The 21124-nt window shown below is 68.7% G+C and carries 19 protein-coding genes and 1 riboswitch; of the genes, 6 read left to right on the top strand and 13 right to left on the bottom strand.

Annotated features, from left to right (window positions below):
- Nucleotides 1–16 precede the first annotated feature (16 nt).
- Nucleotides 17–472 carry a MarR family winged helix-turn-helix transcriptional regulator gene (locus IEY81_RS07620; protein ID WP_189117856.1) on the top strand — a complete coding sequence of 152 codons (456 nt, stop codon included), beginning with the start codon at nucleotides 17–19 and terminating at the stop codon, nucleotides 470–472.
- Nucleotides 473–475: 3 nt separating this feature from the next.
- On the opposite strand, the gene IEY81_RS07625 is transcribed toward IEY81_RS07620, so the two are convergent.
- From IEY81_RS07625 to trpS, 5 genes are all read right to left on the bottom strand, one after another.
- Nucleotides 476–700, bottom strand: coding sequence for an SCO4848 family membrane protein (locus IEY81_RS07625; protein WP_189117857.1), 225 nt, complete (start codon nucleotides 698–700; stop codon nucleotides 476–478).
- 128 nt (nucleotides 701–828) lie between these two features.
- On the bottom strand, nucleotides 829–1884 hold the full coding sequence (locus IEY81_RS07630) for a hypothetical protein (RefSeq protein WP_189117858.1): 1056 nt from the start codon (nucleotides 1882–1884) through the stop codon (nucleotides 829–831).
- A gap of 133 nt (nucleotides 1885–2017) precedes the next feature.
- Nucleotides 2018–2845, bottom strand: coding sequence for a YihY/virulence factor BrkB family protein (locus IEY81_RS07635; RefSeq protein ID WP_229787496.1), 828 nt, complete (start codon nucleotides 2843–2845; stop codon nucleotides 2018–2020).
- 112 nt (nucleotides 2846–2957) lie between these two features.
- The gene (locus tag IEY81_RS07640) at nucleotides 2958–3482 is read right to left on the bottom strand and encodes a 2'-5' RNA ligase family protein (protein ID WP_189117860.1); all 525 of its coding nucleotides are present in this window, start codon (nucleotides 3480–3482) and stop codon (nucleotides 2958–2960) included.
- Between the two features lie 12 nt (nucleotides 3483–3494).
- Nucleotides 3495–4535, bottom strand: coding sequence for a tryptophan--tRNA ligase (gene trpS / locus IEY81_RS07645; protein ID WP_189117861.1), 1041 nt, complete (start codon nucleotides 4533–4535; stop codon nucleotides 3495–3497).
- Nucleotides 4536–4989: 454 nt separating this feature from the next.
- On the opposite strand from trpS, the gene ggpS reads away from it, so the two are divergent.
- Complete coding sequence (gene ggpS, locus IEY81_RS07650; protein WP_189117862.1) at nucleotides 4990–7242, top strand: glucosylglycerol-phosphate synthase; 2253 nt, start codon at nucleotides 4990–4992, stop codon at nucleotides 7240–7242.
- Nucleotides 7243–7246: 4 nt separating this feature from the next.
- Here the strand turns inward: ggpS and IEY81_RS07655 are convergent, their stop codons facing one another.
- Complete coding sequence (locus tag IEY81_RS07655) at nucleotides 7247–8053, bottom strand: MFS transporter (RefSeq protein WP_229787499.1); 807 nt, start codon at nucleotides 8051–8053, stop codon at nucleotides 7247–7249.
- Nucleotides 8054–8190: 137 nt separating this feature from the next.
- Between IEY81_RS07655 and IEY81_RS24130 the strand changes: the two genes are divergently transcribed.
- From IEY81_RS24130 to IEY81_RS24600, 3 genes are all read left to right on the top strand, one after another.
- Complete coding sequence (locus tag IEY81_RS24130; protein ID WP_229787501.1) at nucleotides 8191–8427, top strand: hypothetical protein; 237 nt, start codon at nucleotides 8191–8193, stop codon at nucleotides 8425–8427.
- Nucleotides 8428–8566: 139 nt separating this feature from the next.
- Nucleotides 8567–8779 carry a helix-turn-helix domain-containing protein gene (locus IEY81_RS07660; RefSeq protein ID WP_141802873.1) on the top strand — a complete coding sequence of 71 codons (213 nt, stop codon included), beginning with the start codon at nucleotides 8567–8569 and terminating at the stop codon, nucleotides 8777–8779.
- Nucleotides 8779–9318 carry a Clp protease N-terminal domain-containing protein gene (locus tag IEY81_RS24600; RefSeq protein WP_189117863.1) on the top strand — a complete coding sequence of 180 codons (540 nt, stop codon included), beginning with the start codon at nucleotides 8779–8781 and terminating at the stop codon, nucleotides 9316–9318. Before IEY81_RS07660 ends, IEY81_RS24600 begins: the two co-directional genes overlap by 1 nt.
- Nucleotides 9319–9418: 100 nt before the next feature.
- Here the strand turns inward: IEY81_RS24600 and IEY81_RS07670 are convergent, their stop codons facing one another.
- Nucleotides 9419–12952, bottom strand: coding sequence for an ATP-binding cassette domain-containing protein (locus IEY81_RS07670; RefSeq protein WP_229787503.1), 3534 nt, complete (start codon nucleotides 12950–12952; stop codon nucleotides 9419–9421).
- A gap of 242 nt (nucleotides 12953–13194) precedes the next feature.
- Nucleotides 13195–15399, bottom strand: coding sequence for an NADP-dependent isocitrate dehydrogenase (locus IEY81_RS07675; RefSeq protein ID WP_189117865.1), 2205 nt, complete (start codon nucleotides 15397–15399; stop codon nucleotides 13195–13197).
- A gap of 267 nt (nucleotides 15400–15666) precedes the next feature.
- On the opposite strand from IEY81_RS07675, the gene IEY81_RS07680 reads away from it, so the two are divergent.
- On the top strand, nucleotides 15667–16776 hold the full coding sequence (locus IEY81_RS07680) for an MIP/aquaporin family protein (RefSeq protein WP_189117866.1): 1110 nt from the start codon (nucleotides 15667–15669) through the stop codon (nucleotides 16774–16776).
- A gap of 214 nt (nucleotides 16777–16990) precedes the next feature.
- Here the strand turns inward: IEY81_RS07680 and IEY81_RS07685 are convergent, their stop codons facing one another.
- The 5 genes from IEY81_RS07685 to IEY81_RS07705 form a co-directional block, all read right to left on the bottom strand.
- On the bottom strand, nucleotides 16991–17353 hold the full coding sequence (locus IEY81_RS07685; protein ID WP_229787504.1) for a DUF3017 domain-containing protein: 363 nt from the start codon (nucleotides 17351–17353) through the stop codon (nucleotides 16991–16993).
- Nucleotides 17354–17357: 4 nt separating this feature from the next.
- On the bottom strand, nucleotides 17358–18209 hold the full coding sequence (locus tag IEY81_RS07690) for a bifunctional methylenetetrahydrofolate dehydrogenase/methenyltetrahydrofolate cyclohydrolase (RefSeq protein WP_189117867.1): 852 nt from the start codon (nucleotides 18207–18209) through the stop codon (nucleotides 17358–17360).
- Between the two features lie 56 nt (nucleotides 18210–18265).
- Nucleotides 18266–19843, bottom strand: coding sequence for a bifunctional phosphoribosylaminoimidazolecarboxamide formyltransferase/IMP cyclohydrolase (purH, locus tag IEY81_RS07695; protein WP_189117868.1), 1578 nt, complete (start codon nucleotides 19841–19843; stop codon nucleotides 18266–18268).
- A 31-nt stretch (nucleotides 19844–19874) separates the two neighbouring features.
- A riboswitch (ZMP/ZTP riboswitch) is annotated at nucleotides 19875–19953 on the bottom strand.
- A gap of 9 nt (nucleotides 19954–19962) precedes the next feature.
- Nucleotides 19963–20574 (bottom strand): phosphoribosylglycinamide formyltransferase, encoded by a 612-nt coding sequence (gene purN / locus IEY81_RS07700; RefSeq protein ID WP_189117869.1) that lies wholly within the window; start codon nucleotides 20572–20574, stop codon nucleotides 19963–19965.
- 87 nt (nucleotides 20575–20661) lie between these two features.
- Nucleotides 20662–21123 carry a barstar family protein gene (locus IEY81_RS07705; RefSeq protein WP_189117870.1) on the bottom strand — a complete coding sequence of 154 codons (462 nt, stop codon included), beginning with the start codon at nucleotides 21121–21123 and terminating at the stop codon, nucleotides 20662–20664.
- Between the last annotated feature and the right edge of the window lies 1 nt (nucleotide 21124).

Raw genomic sequence — 21124 nt, forward strand, 5'->3', positions numbered from 1 at the left:
GAGTAGACTTCTCGATGTGTCCGGCCGTACCTATCCGCAGCTCTCGCTCGATCTACAGCTCTGCTTCCCCCTGTACGCGGCGACCCGCGCGGTCACGAAGCGCTATGTCACCCTGCTGAAGGGGACCGGACTGACCTATCCGCAGTATCTGGTGATGCTGGTGCTCTGGGAGTCGGAGGAGCCGCTCTCGGTGACCACCCTCGGCCAGCGCCTCCGGCTCGACTCCGGCACCCTCACTCCCCTGCTCAAGCGGCTCGAGACCGCCGGCCTGGTGCAGCGCGACCGCGACCCGGCCGACGAGCGCCGGGTGCTCGTCAGCCTCACCGACGACGGCCGCGCGATGGAGGAGCAGGTCTCCGGCGTACCCGAGCAGCTCGGCCAGTCGATGGGCATCACCCGCGACGAGGCGCTCGCGCTCCGCGACCAGCTCACCGAGCTGGTCGACCACCTCGACACCGCGGAGTCTTCGTAGGGGCTATCCCCTGCCTCGCAGCGCCCGCACGCCGAGCTTGACCAGCAGCCCGCCGAGGACGACGTCCACGGCCACCAGCACTGCGTGGGCGATGTAGTAGGGCCGCGGCCGGTTCTGCTCCGGGTCCTTGGCGGTCTTGACGAGGTTGCGACCGAAGTTGGTCCAGATCGCGATCGTCCACACACCGATCACCAGCAGCAGCGTGCCTTCGTTCTTCTCGAGCTTCATGTCTCGACTCTCTCATTGTTCTGGTTGGGGACTGGTGTTCGGGCCGGACGGGGTAGTCCAGGGAGATTTGGCCGGTTTACTGGCCAGTAACGGGCCAGAACTCCCTGGAGTATCCCGCCAACGCGAGCTCACGCCGACCGACGACGAAGAAAGCGGACACGCTGGTCGGTGCTGAGGGCCCGGCGTTGCTCAACCGTCGTCGTCGGTGTCCACCAAGCCGGCGGCTCAATGGTCCACGCTCGAGCGCCCTGCGCCAGAAGCGCCCGCTGCCTCGCATCCTGCGTACGGCGGACGAAGTTCGAGGGGTCCCGGCGGTCGGCAGCGGTCATCGTCACGTACTCGAGGCCGAGACGGCGGAAGTCGGCCTCGCGCTTGATGTCGTGTGCCCGCTGCCGGCCGACCAGGTGGAGAGCTCCGTCGTACTCCCCCACGACGCCGGCCTCGACATCGAGGAGGTCGGGCGTGCCGACGTGGTTGCCGGCTAGATCGAAGACCGGATGGTTGCAGACGATCCTATGTATCCCGAGCTCAGACACCCAGATGAGCCGCATCTCGGTCTCCATCGGCGACCAGCTGTTCTCCACGGCGTGAAGGAGTGCTTCGCGCAACTGAGGGACCCCCGTCCATCCGTTGAGCGACCGGGTGTACGCAGCCACCTCGCGGATCGAGACCAGATCCGTCGCCATCGCCATGTCCAGCGCGACGACGGCGTCAGCCAGGTCGGTTGCGTAACGAGCCTCGAACGCGATCGACCGAGTCGGGTCCGTGCCGAGGATCCCGTCGAGCTCGCGATCGTGTCTGGGCGAGAGCCGCTCTTGGGTGATCACGTAGCCGGCCTGGGTGGCCCGGCGATTCTCGTGAACCACGATCGGGACCGGGAGCAACTGGCCAGTGTGGTCGAAACCGTCGAACCAGCGTGCACCCGACCACGCGAACGTCGCCCAGCCGGTGATGTAGCCCTCCGGCACCGCGGTCGCCGCTTCTAGCACCCGCTGCTGCGGATCGCTGGCATCGACGTCGGCCGGTACGTAGAGCCCTCTGCTGCTCCGCCGCCAAGCCCGGCCGCGTGTCTGGCGTCTGGTGGGCCCTGATTCGCCCGTCGGATCGATCTTCACAGGGCGCATGATCTTCGGCCGCTTCTGCGAGTGCGGCGGAGGCCTGAACTGGGTTGGCCGTCTGGTCATGCCTGGATCGTGCGACAACCACATTCAGACCGCACCGTCATTCCCGCTGCCTGTGGATAACTTCGTCGGCAGCGCGGTAGTCCAGGGAGTTTTGGCCGGTTACTCAGCAGTAGACCGGCCAGAACTCCCTGGACTACCCCGCCGCGGCGTCACCAAATTCCGACGGAGTCGTCCCCACATGCGCGAACGAGGCCGCGTACATGATCACCATCGAGGTGTAGTGGATCCAGACGACCAGGATGAGGGCGATGCCGAAGGCCTGGAAGGCGGGCTGGCCCTGGGTGGCGTTCAGGAGGAGCGTGGAGGCCTGCTTGAGGATCTCGAAGCCGATCGCGCCGAGGACTGCGCCGGCCCACAACGGCCGCTTCGGGTTGCCCTTCTGCGGGGCCAGGTGGAACATCGCGAAGAAGAGGACGGTGTTGGCGGCGAGGCCGAGCACCAGCGTCAGGAGCACGATCAGCCAGCCGAAGCCCTCGTCGAGGCCGATCCACTGCAGGACGTTGACGGAGAAGGTGCGGATGAGGCCGGTGACGGCCACCGCGACCAGCAGGATCATGCCGAGGCCGATCAGCGCGGCGAGGTCGCGGGCCTTGGCCGCCAGGAAGCCCGGCTGCTCCTTGTCGGGCACCACGAAGACGGCCTCGAGGGCCTTGCGCAGGGAGTCGATGAAGCCGAGCCCGGCGTAGAGCAGACCGATCGCACCGATGATCCCGACGGCGCCGGCGGCGCTCTCGATGTCGGCGATCTTCAGCTGCCCGGCGTCGTCGCCGACGAGGCCAGGGAGGACCTGGTCGATGGCTTCGACGAGGTCGCTCTCGGCGCCGGCGTACACCTTCGCGATCTGGCCGACCGCGAAGAACGCGAGCGCCAGGATCGGAAAGGTCGACAGGAACCCGTAGTAGGTGATCGCTCCGGCCTGCTGGTCGGCACCCACGTCGGCGTAGTGCGTCTGGGTACGCACCGTGCGATCCAGCAGCGGGAAGCGAGACCGCAGCTCGGCCACTTTCCTCGTGACCTTGTCCTTCAACACCCGAGATCCCCCGTTCATCATTCGAGGCGGACCCGGGCCCGCCTCAACCAGTCAGTGCAGCTCTGAGCGCGAACTCCCGGGTCGGGCGCCAGCCGTCCGCGTCGTCGTGGACGTAGAGGTGGAACTCCTCGACGGCCCACTCGCACTCGAAGTCTGCGAGCTCTCCGAATGCCTTGTCGAGGCTAGCGTCGGGGAGATCGTGGGCGATGGTGACATGCGGGTGATAGGGGAACGAGAGCTTCTGGTCGAGCGGCCCCTGGCGCACCGTGTTGGCCAGCTGCTCACACCCCGAGATCCCCTGGACCACGGCCACGAAGACGACCGGCGAGACCGGCCTGAAGGTGCCGGTGCCACGCAGATGGACGCTGAACGGGGCGACCCTCGCGGCCGCTGCCTCGAGGTGGCTCTCGACGTCCGGCAGGAGATCGTCGTGGATCTCGGTCGGCGGTACGAGAGTGATGTGCGTCGGGATCATGGTCGCGGTCGCGTCCCCCAGAGACGTCCGGTAGTCCTGGAGCTGACTTGCCCATGGCTCCGGGATCGCGATGGCAACACCGATGGTGCGCATGCGCCGACCTTACTAGCCGAGAGTCGACGCGGGGGCGACAAACCCGACCCGCTCGTAGACGTCTGCCAGGGTCTTGCGGGCGACCGCGCCCGCCTTCTCCGCACCCGCCGCCAGGACGCCGTCGAGGTAGGCCCGGTCCTCGAGCACCTCGAAGGTCTTCTCCCGGAACGGGGTCACGTAGTCGACGACGACCTCGGCGAGATCCTTCTTCAGGTCGCCGTAGCCCTTGCCGGCGTACTTGCCGACCAGGGTGTCGATCTCGGCGCCGGTCAGCGCGGAGTAGATGCGGAGCAGGTTGGAGACGCCCGGCTTGGACTCCTCGTCGAAGCGGATCTCCATCTCCGAGTCGGTGACCGCGGAGCGGATCTTCTTCGCCGAGACCTTCGGGTCGTCGAGCATGTCGATCAGCCCGGTCGGCGAGGAGGCCGACTTGGACATCTTGATCGTCGGGTCCTGGAGGTCGTAGATCTTCGCGACCTCCTTGAGGATGTAGGGCTCGGGCAGCTTGAACGTCTTCTTGTAGCGCGAGTTGAAACGCTGCGCGAGGTCGCGGGTCAGCTCGAGGTGCTGCCGCTGGTCCTCACCCACCGGGACGTACGCCGGGCGGTAGAGCAGGATGTCGGCGGCCATCAGCATCGGGTACGAGAACAGGCCGACGGAGGCAGCGCCCTCACCGCCCTTGGCCGACTTGTCCTTGAACTGGGTCATCCGCCGGGCCTCGCCGAACGAGGTGATGCACTGCATCACCCACCCGAGCTGGGCGTGCTCGGGGAGGTGGGACTGGACGAAGATCGCGGACCGCTCCGGGTCGACGCCGGCGGCCAGCAGCTGGGCGGCGGCCCGCCGCGTACGCTCCCGCAGCACCTTCGGGTCCTGCTCGACCGTGATCGCGTGCAGGTCGGCGATGAAGAAGAACGGCTCGTGCTCCTCCTGCAGGCTCACCCACTGCCGGACCGCACCCAGGTAGTTGCCGAGGTGGTAGGAGTCGGCGGTCGGCTGGATGCCGGAGAGGACTCTTGGCCGAGTCGTGGGAGCGGTGGTGCTGCCGGTCATGTGCGCATTCTGTCAGCCACTCGTCAAAGGCTCGAAATGGTGGGCGAGGAAACGACCTCCACCCATGTGTGGATCCTGCCCGCGGCACTGATCTGCGTGCCGCCATGGGCCTCGGCGCCCCCCGTGATCAACGTCGAGGACCATGGTCACCCGCGGTCTTGAAGGCCGCGGGCAGGATCCGCATGACCCCTCAACGACGGATCCTCGACGGGGTTATCGAGGTTGCATCCAATTTCTTACGAATTTGTGGACCGGCTGAGAGGCTCTTCTCAGCCCGTGTTTCATCGGCGGCCGATCAGCCGTTTCCAGGCCCGACATAATCCCCTGTTAACCTAATTGGTCGACCCGCGGATCCTCCCAGGGGTCCGCAGCCTTGGGCCAGCTGTCGAATCGGCCCGGGGCCAGGCGACCCTCGAGGAGACTTGTGAACCAAACGTCCGCTGCCAATGCGCGCATGCTGCTCGCGACCGATCTGGACGGCACCTTCCTGGCTGGAGACCCAGAAGCGAAGGTCAAGCTCTACCAGACGCTGAGCCGCCGTGAGGACGTACTCCTGTCCTTCGTCACCGGACGAGGACTCGAATCGGTGCTGCCCCTGCTCGCCGACCCGACCATCCCGACGCCCGACTTCATCATCTGCGACGTCGGCGCCACCATCGTGACCGGCCACGACCTGCTCGCCGTGGAGCCGATCCAGCAGGAGATCGCGGCCAAGTGGCCCGGCGAGCTCACCGTGCTGGAGAAGGTCGGCGATCGCCCCGGGCTGGTGCGCCAGAACGTGCCGCAGGACCGCCGCGTCTCCTACTTCTGCGACCCCGAGGCCGTCACCGACGACCTCGCCCCGCTGGTCGCGGAGATCGGCTGCGACCTGCTCTACTCCCTCGATCATTACCTCGACGTGCTGCCCGCCGGCATCAACAAGGGCCACACCGTCACCAAGCTCGTCGAGCACCTCGGCATCTCCAAGGACCGCGTGCTGGTCGCCGGCGACACCCTCAACGACCTGGCGATGTACGACATCGGCTTCCAGGGCGTCTGCGTCGGCGAGGCCGAGGACAAGCTGCTCGACGCGACCCGCGACCAGGAGCGTACGTTCCACGCCACCGCTCCGGGCACCGGCGGCATCCTGCAGGCGATCCGGCACTTCAACCTGCTCGACGACGAGCACATCTACGACCCGGAGAACGACGCCGACGACCCGGGCAAGTCCGACCTGGTCATGGTCTACCACCGGCTGCCGTACGACGAGGTGATCGAGGACGGCGAGGTCAAGCGCCGCCGCCCCAAGTCTCCCAACGGCATCATCCCCACGCTCCTCTCCTTCTTCACCGAGCGCACCGGCTCCTGGGTGGCCTGGTCGATCGACGACCCCAAGCGCGAGAAGTTCGCCACCCACACCGTGGTCGACCCCAAGCGCTACCCGGGCCTGGTCGCCTCCCGGCTGCCGCTGTCGAAGAAGGACGTCGACGTCTTCTACAAGCGCTTCTCCAAGGAGGCGTTCTGGCCGCTGCTGCACACCTTCTGGGAGCGCGCCAAGTTCAAGGAGGAGGACTGGAAGGTCTACTGCCGCGTCAACCGGGCCTTCGCCGAGCAGGCGGCGGCCGAGGCTGCGTACGGCGGGATCGTCTGGATCCACGACTACAACCTGTGGATGGTGCCGGCCTTCTTGCGGGAGATGCGGCCGGACGTGAAGATCGCGTTCCTGCACCACACCCACTTCCCGTCCGCGGACGTGTTCAACGTGGTGCCGTGGCGCCGCGAGATCATCGGCTCGCTGCTGCAGTGCGACTACATCTCGTTCCACATCCCGCGCCAGGTCGAGAACTTCGTCGACGTGGCCCGCGGTGTCGCTCCGGTCGAGGTCATCGAGACCGAGGACTGCGCCCCACGGTTCCGCACCTACGGCTTCGCCCTCGGCCTGGACGCGATGCCCTCGGTCATCGACGTCGGCGGGCGCCGGGTCCACCTGGGCGCCAACCCGGTCAGCGTCGACACGAAGAAGATCGAGGACAGCCTGGCCTCGGAGGCCGTGCAGAACTCGATCGCGCGGGTGAAGTCGGAGTTCGAGGGGCAGAAGGTGGCTCTCGCCGTCTCCCGCCTCGACTACACCAAGGGCGTCCTGCAGCAGCTCGAGGCCTTCGAGCGCGCGCTGCTCGAGGACCCGTCGCTGCAGGGCGAGCTCTCGCTGGTGCTGGTGTGCGTGCCCGCAGCCGGTGAGATGACCGTCTACAAGTCGCTGCAGAACCAGATCGAGCAGGCGGTCGGCCGGATCAACGGCCGGTTCTCGCGCATGGGCTGGATGCCGGTCCACTTCTACTTCCGGCCGATCCCGTTCGAGGAGCTGCTGGCCTACTACGCCAACGCCGACGTCATGTGGATCACCCCGCTGCGTGACGGCCTCAACCTGGTCGCCAAGGAGTACGCCTCGGTGCACGGTCTGCGCGGCACCAGCGGCACGCTGGTGCTCTCCGAGTTCGCCGGCGCGGCCGCCGAGCTGCGCGGCGCGGTGCTCACCAACCCCCACGACGTCTCCGACATGGTCCGGGTCTTCCTGCAGGCCGTCGACATGGACGACGCCGAGGCCAAGGACCGGATGCGCGGGCTGTGGGACACCGTCCGCCACCACGACTCCAAGGCCTGGGCCGACGGGTTCCTGGCCGCCGTCGAGGCGGCCAGCGCCAACACTCGGGACCAGACGGAGCTCTAGGCGCTCAGGCCTGACGCCGGTGGATGCTGGTGCTCCACAGCAGCACCAGCATCCCGGCGACGGCCAGGCCGGCGCCCATCAGCGGCGCCTCGCGCACGCTCCACACGTCGATGGCGATGCCGCCGGCGAAGGCGCCGAGAGCGTTGGCGATGTTGAGGCTGGCGTGGTTCATCGCGGCGCCCAGGGTGACCGCGTCGTCGGCGACGTCCATCAGCCGCACCTGCAGGTTGATCACCATCACCGAGGCCACCGCGGTGGTCAGGAAGGCGACCGGTGCCAGCCACCACCCGGCCGGGGCGACCAGCCAGAAGAGCAGCAGCACAGCCACCATGCCGAGGCTGCTGGTGAGCAGCGAGCCCATCACCGACCAGCGGGCCATCTCGCCGGCGACCCAGGTGCCGACGACCATCCCGGCGCCGAACGCGAAGACGAACCACGGCACCGCACCCGAGGCCAGCCCGGCCGTGCCGGTCACGATCGGGGCGATGTAGGAGTAGGCCGCGAACATGCCGCCGAAGCCGATCGCGCCCGCGATCATGGTCAGCCACACCTGCTTGTTGGTGAAGAACCTGCCGGCCTCGCTGCGGCCGGTCGCGGCCGGGTCGCCCGGGAAATGGGGCACCGAGATCTGCACCAGGACCACGGTCAGCAGGGCGAGGCCTGCTGCGGCTGCGTACGGGGCTCGCCAGCCGGCGGTCTGCCCGAGCCACGTCGCGAAGGGCACGCCGATCACGTTGGCGACCGAGAGACCGAGCATCACCAGGGCGACCGCCCGACCGCGGTGCTTCGGCGCCGCCATCGACGTCGCCACGATGCTCGCGACCCCGAAGTAGGCGCCGTGCGGGAGGCCGTCGAGGAACCGCGATCAGCAGCATGTTGTAGTCGACAGCCGCGGCGCTGAGCAGGTTGAACAGGGCGTACGCCGCCATCAGCGCCAGCAGCAGCCCCTTGCGTGGGAGATGGGCGACGAAGAACGACAGGATCGGCACGCCGACGACCACTCCGACCGCGTACGCGCTGATCAGGTGGCCGGCCGTCGACGTCCCGACGCCGACGCCGACGGCGATCTCCGGCAGCACGCCCATGGTGACGAACTCGGTCGTACCGATCGCGAACCCGCCCATCGCCAGGGCGAGCACGGCGATCACGAAACGGGCTGAGGTGACCGGCTTCACGGCGGTCTGAGGGCTGGCGGTGTCGGTCACTACTGCCTAACCATCAGAGATTTCGGGGCTATTCCGGAAATTGATGTGACCCGGATCCCTCGTCGCCTTCTTCGTCAACCCTGGTTGACACCTCCATGCTGTCAACTTATATTGACAGCATGACGGATGCGAAGGATCTCGCCGAGTCGGCCGCGAGCGCCGACCCGAGCACCGGTTTGCGCGCCGCGCTCGCGCTACGCCGCCTCGCCGACTCGCTGGAGCGGCTGCAGGTGGCGAACGCCCGCCGACAGGGCTGGGCCTGGCAGGAGATCGCCGACGCGCTGGAGGTCAGCCGGCAGGCGGTCCACAAGAAGTACGCGAAGGAGATGTGATGTTCGAGAGATTCACCAGACCGGCCCGCGACGCGGTGACGGCAGCACAGACGCACGCCACCGATCTCGGCCACGACCGCATCGGCGACGACCACCTGCTGCTGGCGATCAGCTCCGGTGCCGACTCGCCCGCCGCCCGCGCACTCACCGAGGCCGGTGTCGACACCGCCGGGCTGCGTGCCGAGATCGAACGCGCCCACGGACGTCTCGGCGAGGAAGACGCCGAGGCACTGTCCTCGCTCGGCATCGACCTCGACGCCGTACGCTCCCGGGTGGAGGCGGTCTTCGGCGACGGTGCCCTGGACGCGGGGAAGCCGCGCCGCCGCTTCGGCGGCCACATCCCCTTCACCAAGGACGCGAAGAAGGTCCTCGAGCTCGCCCTGCGCGAGGCGATCCGGCTCGATGACCGCACCATCGGCACCGAGCACATCCTGCTCGGCATCCTGCGCGCGGGAGGGGAAGGACATGCTGCACTACGGGCCCTCGGCGTGGATGCTGCTGCGCTGCGGCGCACGCTCGAGCGCGGCGAGGCCGCCTGAGGCCGAGGCGTCACTCCCGCAGGTCGAGGCGTCACCCCCGTCGGCCGAGAGGGCATCGGTGTGCCCACTCGAACGACGGGAGTGACGCCTCGACAGGGGGTCAGCCGGCGAGATGCGACCAGGCCGGAGCCAGCTCGGCCCACGGACCCACCGCCGCGACCTCGCCGTCGACCATGACGACCACGCGGTCGGCCTGGGCGAGAGCGGCTCGCTTGGAGGTGGCACCGATGACCGTCGTGTGGCGCTCGCGGAGCGCCCGCCACAGCTCGATCTCGGTGGCCGCGTCGAGCGCGCTGGAGACGTCGTCGGCCAGCAGCAGCTCGGTCTCGGCGGCCAGCGCCCGCGCCAGGGCGAGACGCTGGACCTGACCCCCGGAGAGGCGTACGCCGCGGTGTCCGACGATCGCGTCCGCGCCGCCGGCCTCCTTGACGTCGAGCTCGAGCCGGGCGTCGGCGACCGGGTTGTCGAACGGTCGGTCGTGACCCAGCCGGATGTTGTCGGCGAAGGTGCCGGAGAGCACCCGCGGCACCTGGGCCACGTACGCCACCTGCCCCGGCCGCAGGAAGGCCTGCGGGTCCACGACGAGCTCGTCGTTCCACCGGATCGTGCCGGTGTGCTCGATGAGCCCGGCCAGCGACGCCAGCAACGACGACTTGCCCGACCCGACCTGCCCGACGAGCAGGATCAGCTCGCCTCGCGAGATGGTGAGCGAGACGTCCGAGACACCGATGGTGCCGTCGTCGTGGACCGCGGAGAGCGCCGAGAGCTCCAAGGACTCCAGCGGCACCTGGTCGACCGGCCCGGGGTCGGGCGCGGCACCTGATACCAGGTCGACATGCGGCGGCAGGTCCATCAGGTCACGACCACCTGAGAACCGGCTGGTCTCCTTCTGCCACGCACGCGTGCCGGGCGCCTCGGTGACGACCATGCCGGCCACCCGGCCGAACCAGTCGAAGCCCGAGACCGCGTTGGCCACCAGCAGTGCCGTGGCCAGGCCCCAGCCGCCGCCGAAGTAGATGCCCCAGGCAGCCACGACGCCGCACTGCACCATGAGCGCGGGTACGCCGTCGAGGAACGCCTGCACCCGGTGCTCCTTCACCGCGGCGTCGACCCGGCCTGAGTCCACGTGCTGCAGGTGAGCGTGGACCTGCGGCGTGGCCGCGGCCAGCTTCACGGTGCGTACGGACTCCAGCGCGGAGACCACCGCCCGGCCGAACCGAGCTCGCGCAGCCGAGGAGGCCGCGGCCGAGCGGCCGGCGATCGGCCGGCCGACCGCGGAGGCCAGCGCCGAGGCGATCATGACGACCAGGAGCACGGCTCCGGCCAGCACGGTGCCGGCGAGCAGGGCGGTGATCGTCGCGATCACCAGACCGTTGACGAAGTCGACCCAGCGGTCGGCGTAGCGGGAGTAGCGGTCCGCATCCATCGACCGCGCCACGACCTCCCCCGGAGGGGTGCGGGTCAGCCGGTGCTGGCGCGTCTGGCCGTACAGCACAGCCATCCTGGCCCGCAGCATGACCTCGATCCACCAGCGCGGGTAACGGTAGAAGGCATCGGCGAGCATCAGCGGCGCGGCCAGCAGGCTGACCACCAGCAGCACCGACATCACCGTCGGCCTGCCGCCGTCCTGCAGCGACTCGACGATCCGGCCCCAGAGCAGGCCCGTGAAGGCACCCTGCGCACCGGTCATCGAGGCCAGCAGGAAGAGCACCGCCCCGGCGACACCCCACTCGGGACGTACGAACAGCGCGTGCACGATGCCTCTGGCCAGCGACGGACCCGTGCCGACCTCGGCGACCTTCGGCGGTTCCCCTGAGCGCCGCTTGCCACCCACGTTGCCCTCGGCGACGTGGTCGAGGGTGGAGTGGTCGGCGGGCTTGTCCTCGGGCGAGGGCGAGTCGAGGTGATCGGTGCGGCTGGCCTCCAGCAGGTCGCGGAACGGCCCCGGCGCGGTCGCCAGCGTGGCCCGCAGACCGTGCTGGATCACGCTTCCGTGGTCGAGCACGGCCACGTGCGGAGCGCGCTCGATCGTGGAGAGCCGGTGGGCGATCAGGATGCCCGTACGTCCGGTCAGCAACCTGTCGGCCGCGGCGACCACGCGCCGCTCGGTGAGCGGGTCCATCCGGGCGGTCGCCTCGTCGAGGACGACCACGCGTACGTCGCGCACCAGCAGTCGCGCGAAGGCGACCAGCTGTTCCTCCCCCGCGGACAGCGAGGTGCCGCCCGGGCCGAGCAGGGTGTCGAGACCGTCGGGCAGCCCCGCGACCCACTCCGAGAGACCCAGCCGGGCGACAGCCTGCTCGATGTCCGCACGCGGACGCAGGTCGTCGAAGAGCGCGATGTTCTCCGCGAGCGTGCCGGCCAGGATCTCCGTACGCTGCGTCACCACGCCCACCGAGGCCCGCAGCTGCTGCAGGTCGAGGTCGCGTACGTCCGTGCCGCCCAGGAAGACCGATCCGCGCGGCGGCTCGACCGCCCGGGAGAGCAGCGAGGCGAGCGTCGACTTCCCCGAGCCGGTGCGACCGACCAGGGCGATGGTGTCGCCTGCCGGGACGGCGAGCGAGATGCCCTGCAGGGCGAAGGTGCCCTCGGCGTAGGAGAAGGTCAGGTCGCGCAGCTCGACGTCGAGCGCCCCACCACCGGGCACGGGCGCGCCGCCCTCGGGCTCCGGCTCGGTGCCGAGCATCTGACGAAGGCGGATGACCGCGCCCAAGCCTGCCTGGATGTCGGGAAGGTGGTTGGCGAGCATCGCGATCTGACCGACGAAGGTGCTCGTGACCAGGAACAACGTCACCAGCGCGCTGATCCCGAGCCGGTCGGTCGCGGCCAGCGCGATCCCGGCGAGGCCGATGCCGGCCAGCAGCGAGTGGAGCAGCACGCCGGCCCGGCGGCCGACCTTCGCCTCCACCGTCACCACGGCACGGAACTTCTCGTGGACGATCGCCGAGAGCCGCGCGACCCGGGCGACCACGTGGTCCTGACCCAGGCTCGTACGCAGGTCGTCACGCCCCGCGATGCCCTCCTCGAGCACGGCGGCGTGATCGGTCCAGGACGCCTCCTCGATCACCTTGAGCTTGGAGATCTGGCCCAGCAGCCTGCGGATGACGAACCAGGTCACCGCGGCGAGCAGCGGGAACAGGATCGCCGCCGGCCACCAGGTGAAGCTGGCCACGATCCACATCGGCAGCGCCGCGAAGACCGACCGGAACAGCATCCACAGCTGCCAGCGCAGCAGGTTGCCGACCTCATGGGAGTCGTCGTCGACCCGGTCGAGGATCTCCCCGACCGCCTGCTCGCTCAGCTCCGAGAGCGGCTGCCGCATGGCGGCCCGCAGCACGTCCTCGCGCAGCCTGCCCTCGACCCGGTCGGACACCCCGACCCAGGCGATCTTCGCCGTCGAGTCGATCAGCGAGGCCCCGATCACGCACATCGCCAGCCAGCCGACCAGGTCGGCCGTCGGGTTCTCCGCGAGCTTTCCGGCCACGACGGTGCCGACCGACTGGGCCACCATGGCCACGGCCAGCGCGATCAGCGCAGCGATCGTGACCGGCCCCTTCAGCCGTCGCCAGTCGACCTGCCGGCTCGGGTCGGCAGGGTCGGATGGGACTCCGAGAGCCTTGCCTGAGGTGGGCACGGGCGGAGTCGAGAGCGTCGCAGTCATCAGAAGATCACGGTAAGTGCGACCACCGACACTCTCCTAAAGGTTTTCCGCCGCTATCCGAGGTCAAACACCGTGCTGACCTGCACGTATAGGAACCAGAAGAAAGAGCTGGAGATGAAGGTCACCCACCACAGGAAGGTCTCCGCACAATGAGACCGCGGCCCGGCACGGAAGTCCGTGCCGGGCCGCGGTCGTAGAGCTTCGACCGATGACGGTCAGAGGGAGTCGATCGCCTCGTTGAGCGTCGCGGAGGGACGCATCACGGTGGTGACCTTCTCGGGGTCGGGCAGGTAGTAGCCGCCGATGTCGGCCGGCTTGCCCTGGACCGCGAGGAGCTCCTCGACGATCTTGTCCTCGTTGGCGGCGAGCGTCTCGGCGAGACCCTTGAAGGCCGCGGCGAGCTCGGTGTCCTCGGTCTGCGCGGCGAGCTCCTGGGCCCAGTAGAGACCCAGGTAGAAGTGGGAGCCGCGGTTGTCGGTGGTGCCGAGCTTGCGACCCGGGGAGCGGTCGTTCTCCAGGAAGGTCGCGGTCGCCCGGTCGAGGGCGGCGGCGAGCACCTTGGCGGCCGGGGCCGAGGCCTGCTCGGCGTACTTCTCGAAGGACGGGACCAGCGCGAAGAACTCGCCCAGCGAGTCCCAGCGGAGGTAGTCCTCCTCGACGAGCTGCTGGACGTGCTTCGGCGCCGAGCCGCCCGCACCGGTCTCGAACAGACCGCCACCGGCGATCAGCGGGACGATGGAGAGCATCTTCGCCGAGGTGCCGACCTCGAGGATCGGGAACAGGTCGGTGTTGTAGTCACGCAGCACGTTGCCGGTCACCGAGATGGTGTCCTCGCCGTTGCGCAGCCGCTCGAGCGAGTACGCGGTGGCGGCCTCGGGCGCGAGGATCTTGATGTCGGCGCCCTCGGTGTCACCGACGACCGAGGAGTCGGCGAGGTACTTGGTGACCTTGGCGATCAGCGCGGCGTCGTGGGCGCGGGACTCGTCGAGCCAGAAGACGGCCGGGGTCTTGGAGTCACGGGCGCGGCTGACGGCGAGCTTGACCCAGTCGCGGATCGGGACGTCCTTGGTCTGGCAGGCGCGCCAGATGTCACCGGCCTCGACGTCGTGCTCGATGAGCACGTCGCCGGCCTTGTTGAGCACGCGCACGGTGCCGGCGGCCGGGATCTCGAAGGTCTTGTCGTGGGAGCCGTACTCCTCGGCCTTCTGCGCCATCAGACCGACGTTGGGGACGGTGCCGATGGTCGCCGGGTCGAGCGGGCCGTTCTTCTTCACGTCCTCGATGACGGTGCGGTAGACACCGGCGTAGGAGGAGTCCGGGATCACCGCGAGGGTGTCGTCCTCGCCGCCGTCGGCACCCCAGAGCTTGCCGCCGTTGCGGACCAGCGCCGGGATCGAGGCGTCGATGATCACGTCGGAGGGGACGTGCAGGTTGGTGATGCCCTTGTCGGAGTTGACGTAGGACAGTCGCGGGCCGGATTCGATGGTGGCCTTGATGGCCTCCTCGATCTCGGCGCCCTTCTCCAGCTTCGGGAGCTCGGAGAGGATCGCACCGAGTCCGTCGTTGGCAGAGATGCCGGCGGCCTGGAGGTCGGCGCCGTACTTCTCGAAGACGTCCTTGAAGTAGGCCTTCACCACGTGGCCGAAGATGATCGGGTCGGAGACCTTCATCATCGTGGCCTTGAGGTGGAGCGAGAAGAGCACGTCGTCGGCCTTGGCCTTGGCGAGCACGTTCTCGAGGAAGGCGTGCAGGTGGGCGACCGACATGTAGGTCGCGTCGACGATCTCACCCTCGAGCACCGGCAGCTCGGCGAGGAGGGTCACGGTCTCGCCGTCGGCCTTCTCGAGCACGATGGAGAGCGTGTCGTCGGCCGGGAGGGTCACGGACTTCTCGTTGGACTTGAAGTCGTGCGCGCCCATCGTCGCGACCTCGGTCTTGGAGTTGTCCGAGAACGGCTTGTTTGTGTGCGGGTGGGCCTTGGCGTACGCCTTGACCGAGCCCGGCGCACGACGGTCGGAGTTGCCCTCACGCAGGACCGGGTTGACCGCGGAGCCCTTGACCTTGTCGTACTTCGCGCGGATCTCCTCCTCCTCGGGCGTGCTGGGCGCCTCGGGGTAGTCGGGGACCTCGTAGCCCTTCTCCTGCAGCTCCTTGATCGCGGCCTTGAGCTGCGGGATGGAGGCGGAGATGTTGGGCAGCTTGACGATGTTGGCTTCCGGCGTCTTCGCCAGGTCACCGAGCTCGCCGAGCGCGTCGTCGGCCAGGCCGAACTGCGCCAGGATGCGCGAGGCGACGGAGATGTCACGCGTCTCGACCTCGACGCCCGCCTTGGCCGCGTAGGCCGAGACGATCGGCAGGAAGGAGTACGTCGCGAGCAGCGGCGCCTCGTCGGTGTGGGTGTAGATGATTCGTGTGGCCATGGGTGTGGCTACTCCTGACAAGTTGCGATCTGCGGTGCTGCTGACAAAGGTCGGGGGCCCGGGCTAACGGAAAGTTCCTTGACGTCAAGATACCTGATGGCCGATACGACACCGCCCTCCCCTACCTTTGCACCACGAAGTGCCGACGCAAAAGAGTTACTGTGTGTCAACACTTCCATGTTGTTCAGGTGACTGCTGATGCCTGAGTGCCTCTCGGGCGTCAAAGGGTCTGACCGACGTCAACAGACTTTGAAGGGTTAAGGGGACATGACTGAGGAACCACTGTCGGCGACGGAGCCGACTCTCATCCAGAAACTGGCGGCCGAGGTCATCGGGACATTCATCCTGGTCTTCCTTGGTTGCGGCTCGGTCGTCGCGGTCGTCACCGGTGTCACTCACGCTGAGGGCGAAGGCGGGTTCTGGGGCCTCGAGGTCGCCGCGGTCGGCCTGGCCTTCGGCATCGCCGTCGTGATCGGTGCCTACACGTTCGGCCGCATCTCCGGCGGCCACTTCAACCCGGCGGTGACCCTCGGTGTCGCCTCTTCCGCCCGGATCACCTGGAAGGAGGCCGGTGCCTACATCGGCGCCCAGTTCGTCGGCGCGATCATCGGCGCGCTCCTGCTGTTCCTCGTCGCGATCTCCTCGGGCTACAACTCGTGGAGCGACGGCGGCCTCGGCTCCAACGGTTTCGGCGACGGGACCGGCACCGGCATCGTCGGCGCGATCCTGGTCGAGCTCATCCTCACCTTCATCTTCGTCTTCGTGATCCTCGGCATCACCGACGGACGGGCGAAGGCCAACGCCGCGCTCGCCCCGCTCGCCATCGGTCTCGCGCTGGCCGCGATCCACTTCGTCGGCATCCCGCTGACCGGCACCTCGGTCAACCCGGCGCGGTCTTTCGGCCCCGCCCTCTTCTCCGGCACCGACGCGCTGATCGACCTGCCGGTCTTCCTGATCGTGCCGGCCATCGGCGGCGTCGCCGCCGGTCTGCTCTACCCGATGCTCTTCGGCAAGGACGGATCGGAGATCGTCGGGGCCGGCTTCGGCTTCGGCGGTCGCGGCAAGGCCCACGCGCAGCCGGGCTTCCAGTGGGACACCAACACGGCCGCACCCGCCGCGCCGGCTGCCTCCGCGACCCCGGCCGCCCCGGCCACGTCGACCCCGGCTGCGCCTGCCGCCCCGGCGGCTCCGGCCGCACCGGACACCTCGGCCGACTCCGGCGACCGCACCGTCGTCTCCGGCGGCAACGCCGGCAGCAGCGGCCAGCAGTCCTGGCAGCAGCCGACCCAGAGCGCCGAGGGCGACCTGCCGGTCTACGAGCAGGACGGCTGGCGCTGGGACTACGCCAAGCAGGAATGGGTCCCGATCGAGCAGTGACCCGCTGAGATGCAGGAAGGCCGCCCCGGGATCGGGGCGGCCTTTCCTGTGTTTCGGGGGCTCCTGGTGGGAGCTGTCGAGGCGGGCTGCGGGGTACTCCAGGGACTTTCTGTCGGTTTACCGGCGGCCAGTAACCGACGGAAACTCCCTGGAGTACCCCGAAAATTGGACCCAGACGGCCACTGACCGCTTGCTGCCAGAGGGTCGAGACGACCTAGTCGCCGGGGACGCTCACCGCGAGGATCCACAGCGCGCCGGCGGTCATCGCCAGCAGCGCCACGTCGAACCAGCGGTTGCGCACCGCCAGCATCCCGGCGTCCTTCGCCGGCAGCACCGCGCGCCCCAGCGAGGCGGCGCCCAGGCCCGCGGCGAGGACGATGATGCCCACCCGCCAGTGGCCGAAGCCGACCAGACCGAGACCGACGAGGGCCGCGGTCAGCACCCCGAGGTAGACGTAACCGCCGATGGTCGAGGGGAAGCTGCGTACGACTGGGGTGTCCGTCTTCTCGGGCTCGGGCGCCTCCGCCACCGGTGCGGGAGCCTCCGGTGAGGGGCTGAGTGGCGGGTGGACGGACACGGTGTCAGAGCCTTTCGAGAGCCTGCTCGGCGCTGAGGACGATATTGGAGAGAAGCATGGCGCGTGTCATCGGACCCACCCCACCCGGGTTCGGCGACACCCACCCGGCGACGTCCCACACGTCATCGGCGAGGTCTCCTGCGATCTTACCGTCGACACGGGAGACACCGACGTCGAGCAACGCCGCGCCGGGCTTGACCATGTCCTTGGTGATGATGCCGGGTACGCCCGCAGCGGCCACCACGATGTCGGCGTTGCGGGTGTGAGCGGCCAGGTCGCGGGTGCCGGTGTGGCACAGCGTGACCGTCGCGTTCTCCGACCGGCGGGTGAGCAGCAGGCCCAGCGGGCGGCCGACGGTCAGGCCGCGGCCGACCACGACGACCTCGGCACCGTTGATCTCGACCCCGTGGCGACGCAGCAGCTCGATGCAGCCCACCGGCGTGCAGGGCAGCGGGCCGTCCTCACCGAGGACCAGCTTGCCGAGATTGTGCGGGTGGAGTCCGTCGACGTCCTTCTCCGGGGCGACCCGGGAGAGCAGCGCGAACTCGTCCAGACCGGTCGGCTGCTGCACCAGGAAGCCGGTGCACGCCGGGTCGGCGTTGAGGCGGCCGATCTCGGCCTCGACCTCTTCCTGGGTCGACGTGCCCGGCAGGTCGACGCGGATCGACTCGATGCCGATCTCGGCGCAGTCCTTGTGCTTGGCGTTGACGTACCACCGGCTGCCCGGGTCGTCCCCGACCAGCACGGTGCCGAGCCCGGGCGTCACGCCCGCGGCCTTCAGCTTCTCCACCCGGTCGGCCAGCTCGGCCTTGATCGTCTTCAGCGTGGCCGTGCCGTCCAGCTTCTGTGCTGTCACAGTCTCATCCTGTCACTCGGTCCTTGAGAATTTCGTACGCTGCGGGGCGCTGCGCATCAGTGCGCAAAATGCCGAGTTCCCGTGAAATACATCGTCACCCCAGCCGCCTCGCACGCCTTGACTGTGAGCTCGTCGCGGATGGAGCCGCCGGGCTGGACGATCGCCTTGACGCCGGCGTCGATCAGGATCTGCGGGCCGTCCTCGAAGGGGAAGAAGGCGTCGGAGGCGGCGACGGCGCCACGGGCACGCTCGCTGCCCTCGGCGAGGGTGTTGGCGCGCTCGACGGCGAGGCGGCAGGAGTCGACGCGGTTGACCTGGCCCATGCCGATGCCGACCGAGGCGCCGTCGGCGGCGAGCAGGATGGCGTTGGACTTGGCCGAGCGGCAGGCCTTCCAGGCGAAGGCCAGGTCGGCGAGGGTCGCCTCGTCGGCGGCCTCACCCGTGGCCAGCGTCCACGAGGCCGGGTCGTCGCCCTCGGCGTCGACGTGGTCGACCTGCTGCATCAGCAGACCGCCGGAGATCGGCCGGGTCTCGACCGCGGCGCGCTCGTCGGCCGGCGCGACCAGGATGCGGATGTTCTTCTTGCGTGTGAGGATCTCGACGGCGCCGTCCTCGTAGCCCGGGGCCACGATGACCTCGGTGAAGACCTCGGCGACCTGGCGGGCCATCTCGACCGACACCGGGCGGTTGGAGGCGATCACGCCGCCGAAGGCGGAGACCGGGTCGCAGGCGTGCGCGCGACGGTGGGCCTCGGCGATGTCGGCACCGACGGCCAGACCGCACGGGTTGGCGTGCTTGATGATCGCGACCGCGGGCTCGGCGAAGTCGTTCGCGGCGCGACGGGCGGCGTCGGTGTCGGTGTAGTTGTTGTAGGACATCTCCTTGCCGTGCAGCTGCTCGGCGCGGGCCAGCCCGGCCGGGCCGTTGCCGTTGACGTAGAGCGCGGCCTTCTGGTGCGGGTTCTCGCCGTAGCGCAGGCCGGTCGCCTTCTCGTACGTCCCCCCGACCCACGCCGGGAAGCCGGTGCCGTCGGAGGTGTCGGTGAGCACGGAGCCCATCCAGGAGGCGACCTGGACGTCGTACGTCGCGGTGTGGACGAACGCCTTGGCCGCCAGCGCCTTGCGCTCCTCGTAGGTGAAGCCGCCGCCCTGCGCCGCCTCGAGAGCCTTCGCGTAGTCGGCGCCGTCGGTGACGATCGCGACGGACGGGTGGTTCTTCGCGGCGGCGCGGACCATGGACGGGCCGCCGATGTCGATCTTCTCGATGCAGTCGTCGACGCCGGCACCGGAGGCGACGGTCTCGGCGAACGGGTAGAGGTTCACCACGACCAGGTCGAACGGCTCGACCTCGAGCTCCTTCAGCTGCTCGACGTGGGAGTCGAGGCGGCGGTCGGCCAGGATGCCGGCGTGCACGCGCGGGTGGAGCGTCTTCACCCGGCCGTCGAGGCACTCGGGGAAGCCGGTCAGGTCCTCGACCTTGGTCACCGGGAGGCCCAGCTTCTCGATCAGCGCCGCGGAGCCGCCGGTGGAGACGAGCTCGACGCCCGCCTCGTGCAGGCCCTTGACCAGGTCCTCGAGGCCGGTCTTGTCATAGACGGACACCAGGGCCCTCTTGATGGTGATCTGGTCGAGCACAGCAGTCTCCTCATCGGTCGACGAAATTCGATGAGGGCACCCAGGCGGTCGATGCCGTCTCTTCCACACTCCCCGGTGGTCCCCCACCTGCGCCAGTCGTGTGGTGTCACTCTAACGGCTCAGGCAGGCCTGAACCGAACCCGCCTGCCGGCCACCGTGTAGCCCTCCGTGGCGATGCGTCCGACCGTCTCGACGAGCATCGCCCGCTCGACGACCTTGATCCGCTCGTGGAGCGTCTCCTCGGTGTCGTCGTCCTCGACCGGCACCGTCACCTGGGCCATGATCATCCCAGTGTCGACCCCGGCGTCGACGATGAACAGCGTCGCCCCGGTCACCTTCACGCCGTACTCCAGCGCGTCCCGCGCCCCGTGCATCCCGGGGAAGCTCGGCAGCAGCGCCGGATGCGTGTTGAGCGTCTTCCCGCCGAACCGGTCCAGGAAGTGCGCTCCGAGCAGCTTCATGAAGCCCGCGGAGACGACGAGATCAGGCTCGTACGCCGCCACCGACTCGGCCAGGGCCGCGTCCCACTCCTCGCGCGACCCGAAGTCCTTGACCCGGTGCACGAAGGTCGGGATCCCGGCGTCGGTCGCCCGGGTCAGCCCCTGGATGCCGTCGCGGTCGGCCCCGACCGCCACGACCTCTGCCCCGTAGTCCTGGGACGCACAGGCGTCCAGCAGAGCCTGGAGGTTGGTGCCCGAGCCGGACACGAGGACGACGAGACGAAGAGCCACGCCGTCACTGTAGAACAGCGCAGGCCTCGTGCCCGCGCCACCCAGATCACCCAAGCCGCCCACCGCGGCCGAGAAGTGCCCTGTTGCTCACGCCTCCGCGACTTCGATGCCGATTTCCCCAAGAGATTGCTCAACCCGCGCCAAGGGCTCACTCCCCCAATCGAGGATCACAGCGAACTCGGCACGGCGACGATCGGGGGCAAACCTCGACGGATCCCATGCCTTCACGACATCTCTGAGCACCTCAAAGAACTTGCTGTGATCTGGCGAGCCTTGAATATCAAGGCGATCAGAGTTCTCAATAAACAGCAGGTATCGGTCTGCCACGACCCAGTCAAGATCACCGAGACAGTCGTAAAGAGCGTCCCAGTTCCAGCCAAAGTACGCTGGCAATCTGAACGCCGAGTTCAACGCGTCGAGAATCTCATACTCTGTCTCGAAAGTCGCAGCATCAATCACAGCGAAGAAGGACAGGCCAGACCGACCAAGGAACTGGCCAATGGCCGCATCACGGTCGCCAATGACGCGAAAAAATTTCACAGTCGCCATG

Source organism: Nocardioides luteus, from assembly GCF_014648595.1.
In the GTDB taxonomy this organism is placed as follows: Bacteria; Actinomycetota; Actinomycetes; order Propionibacteriales; family Nocardioidaceae; genus Nocardioides; species Nocardioides luteus.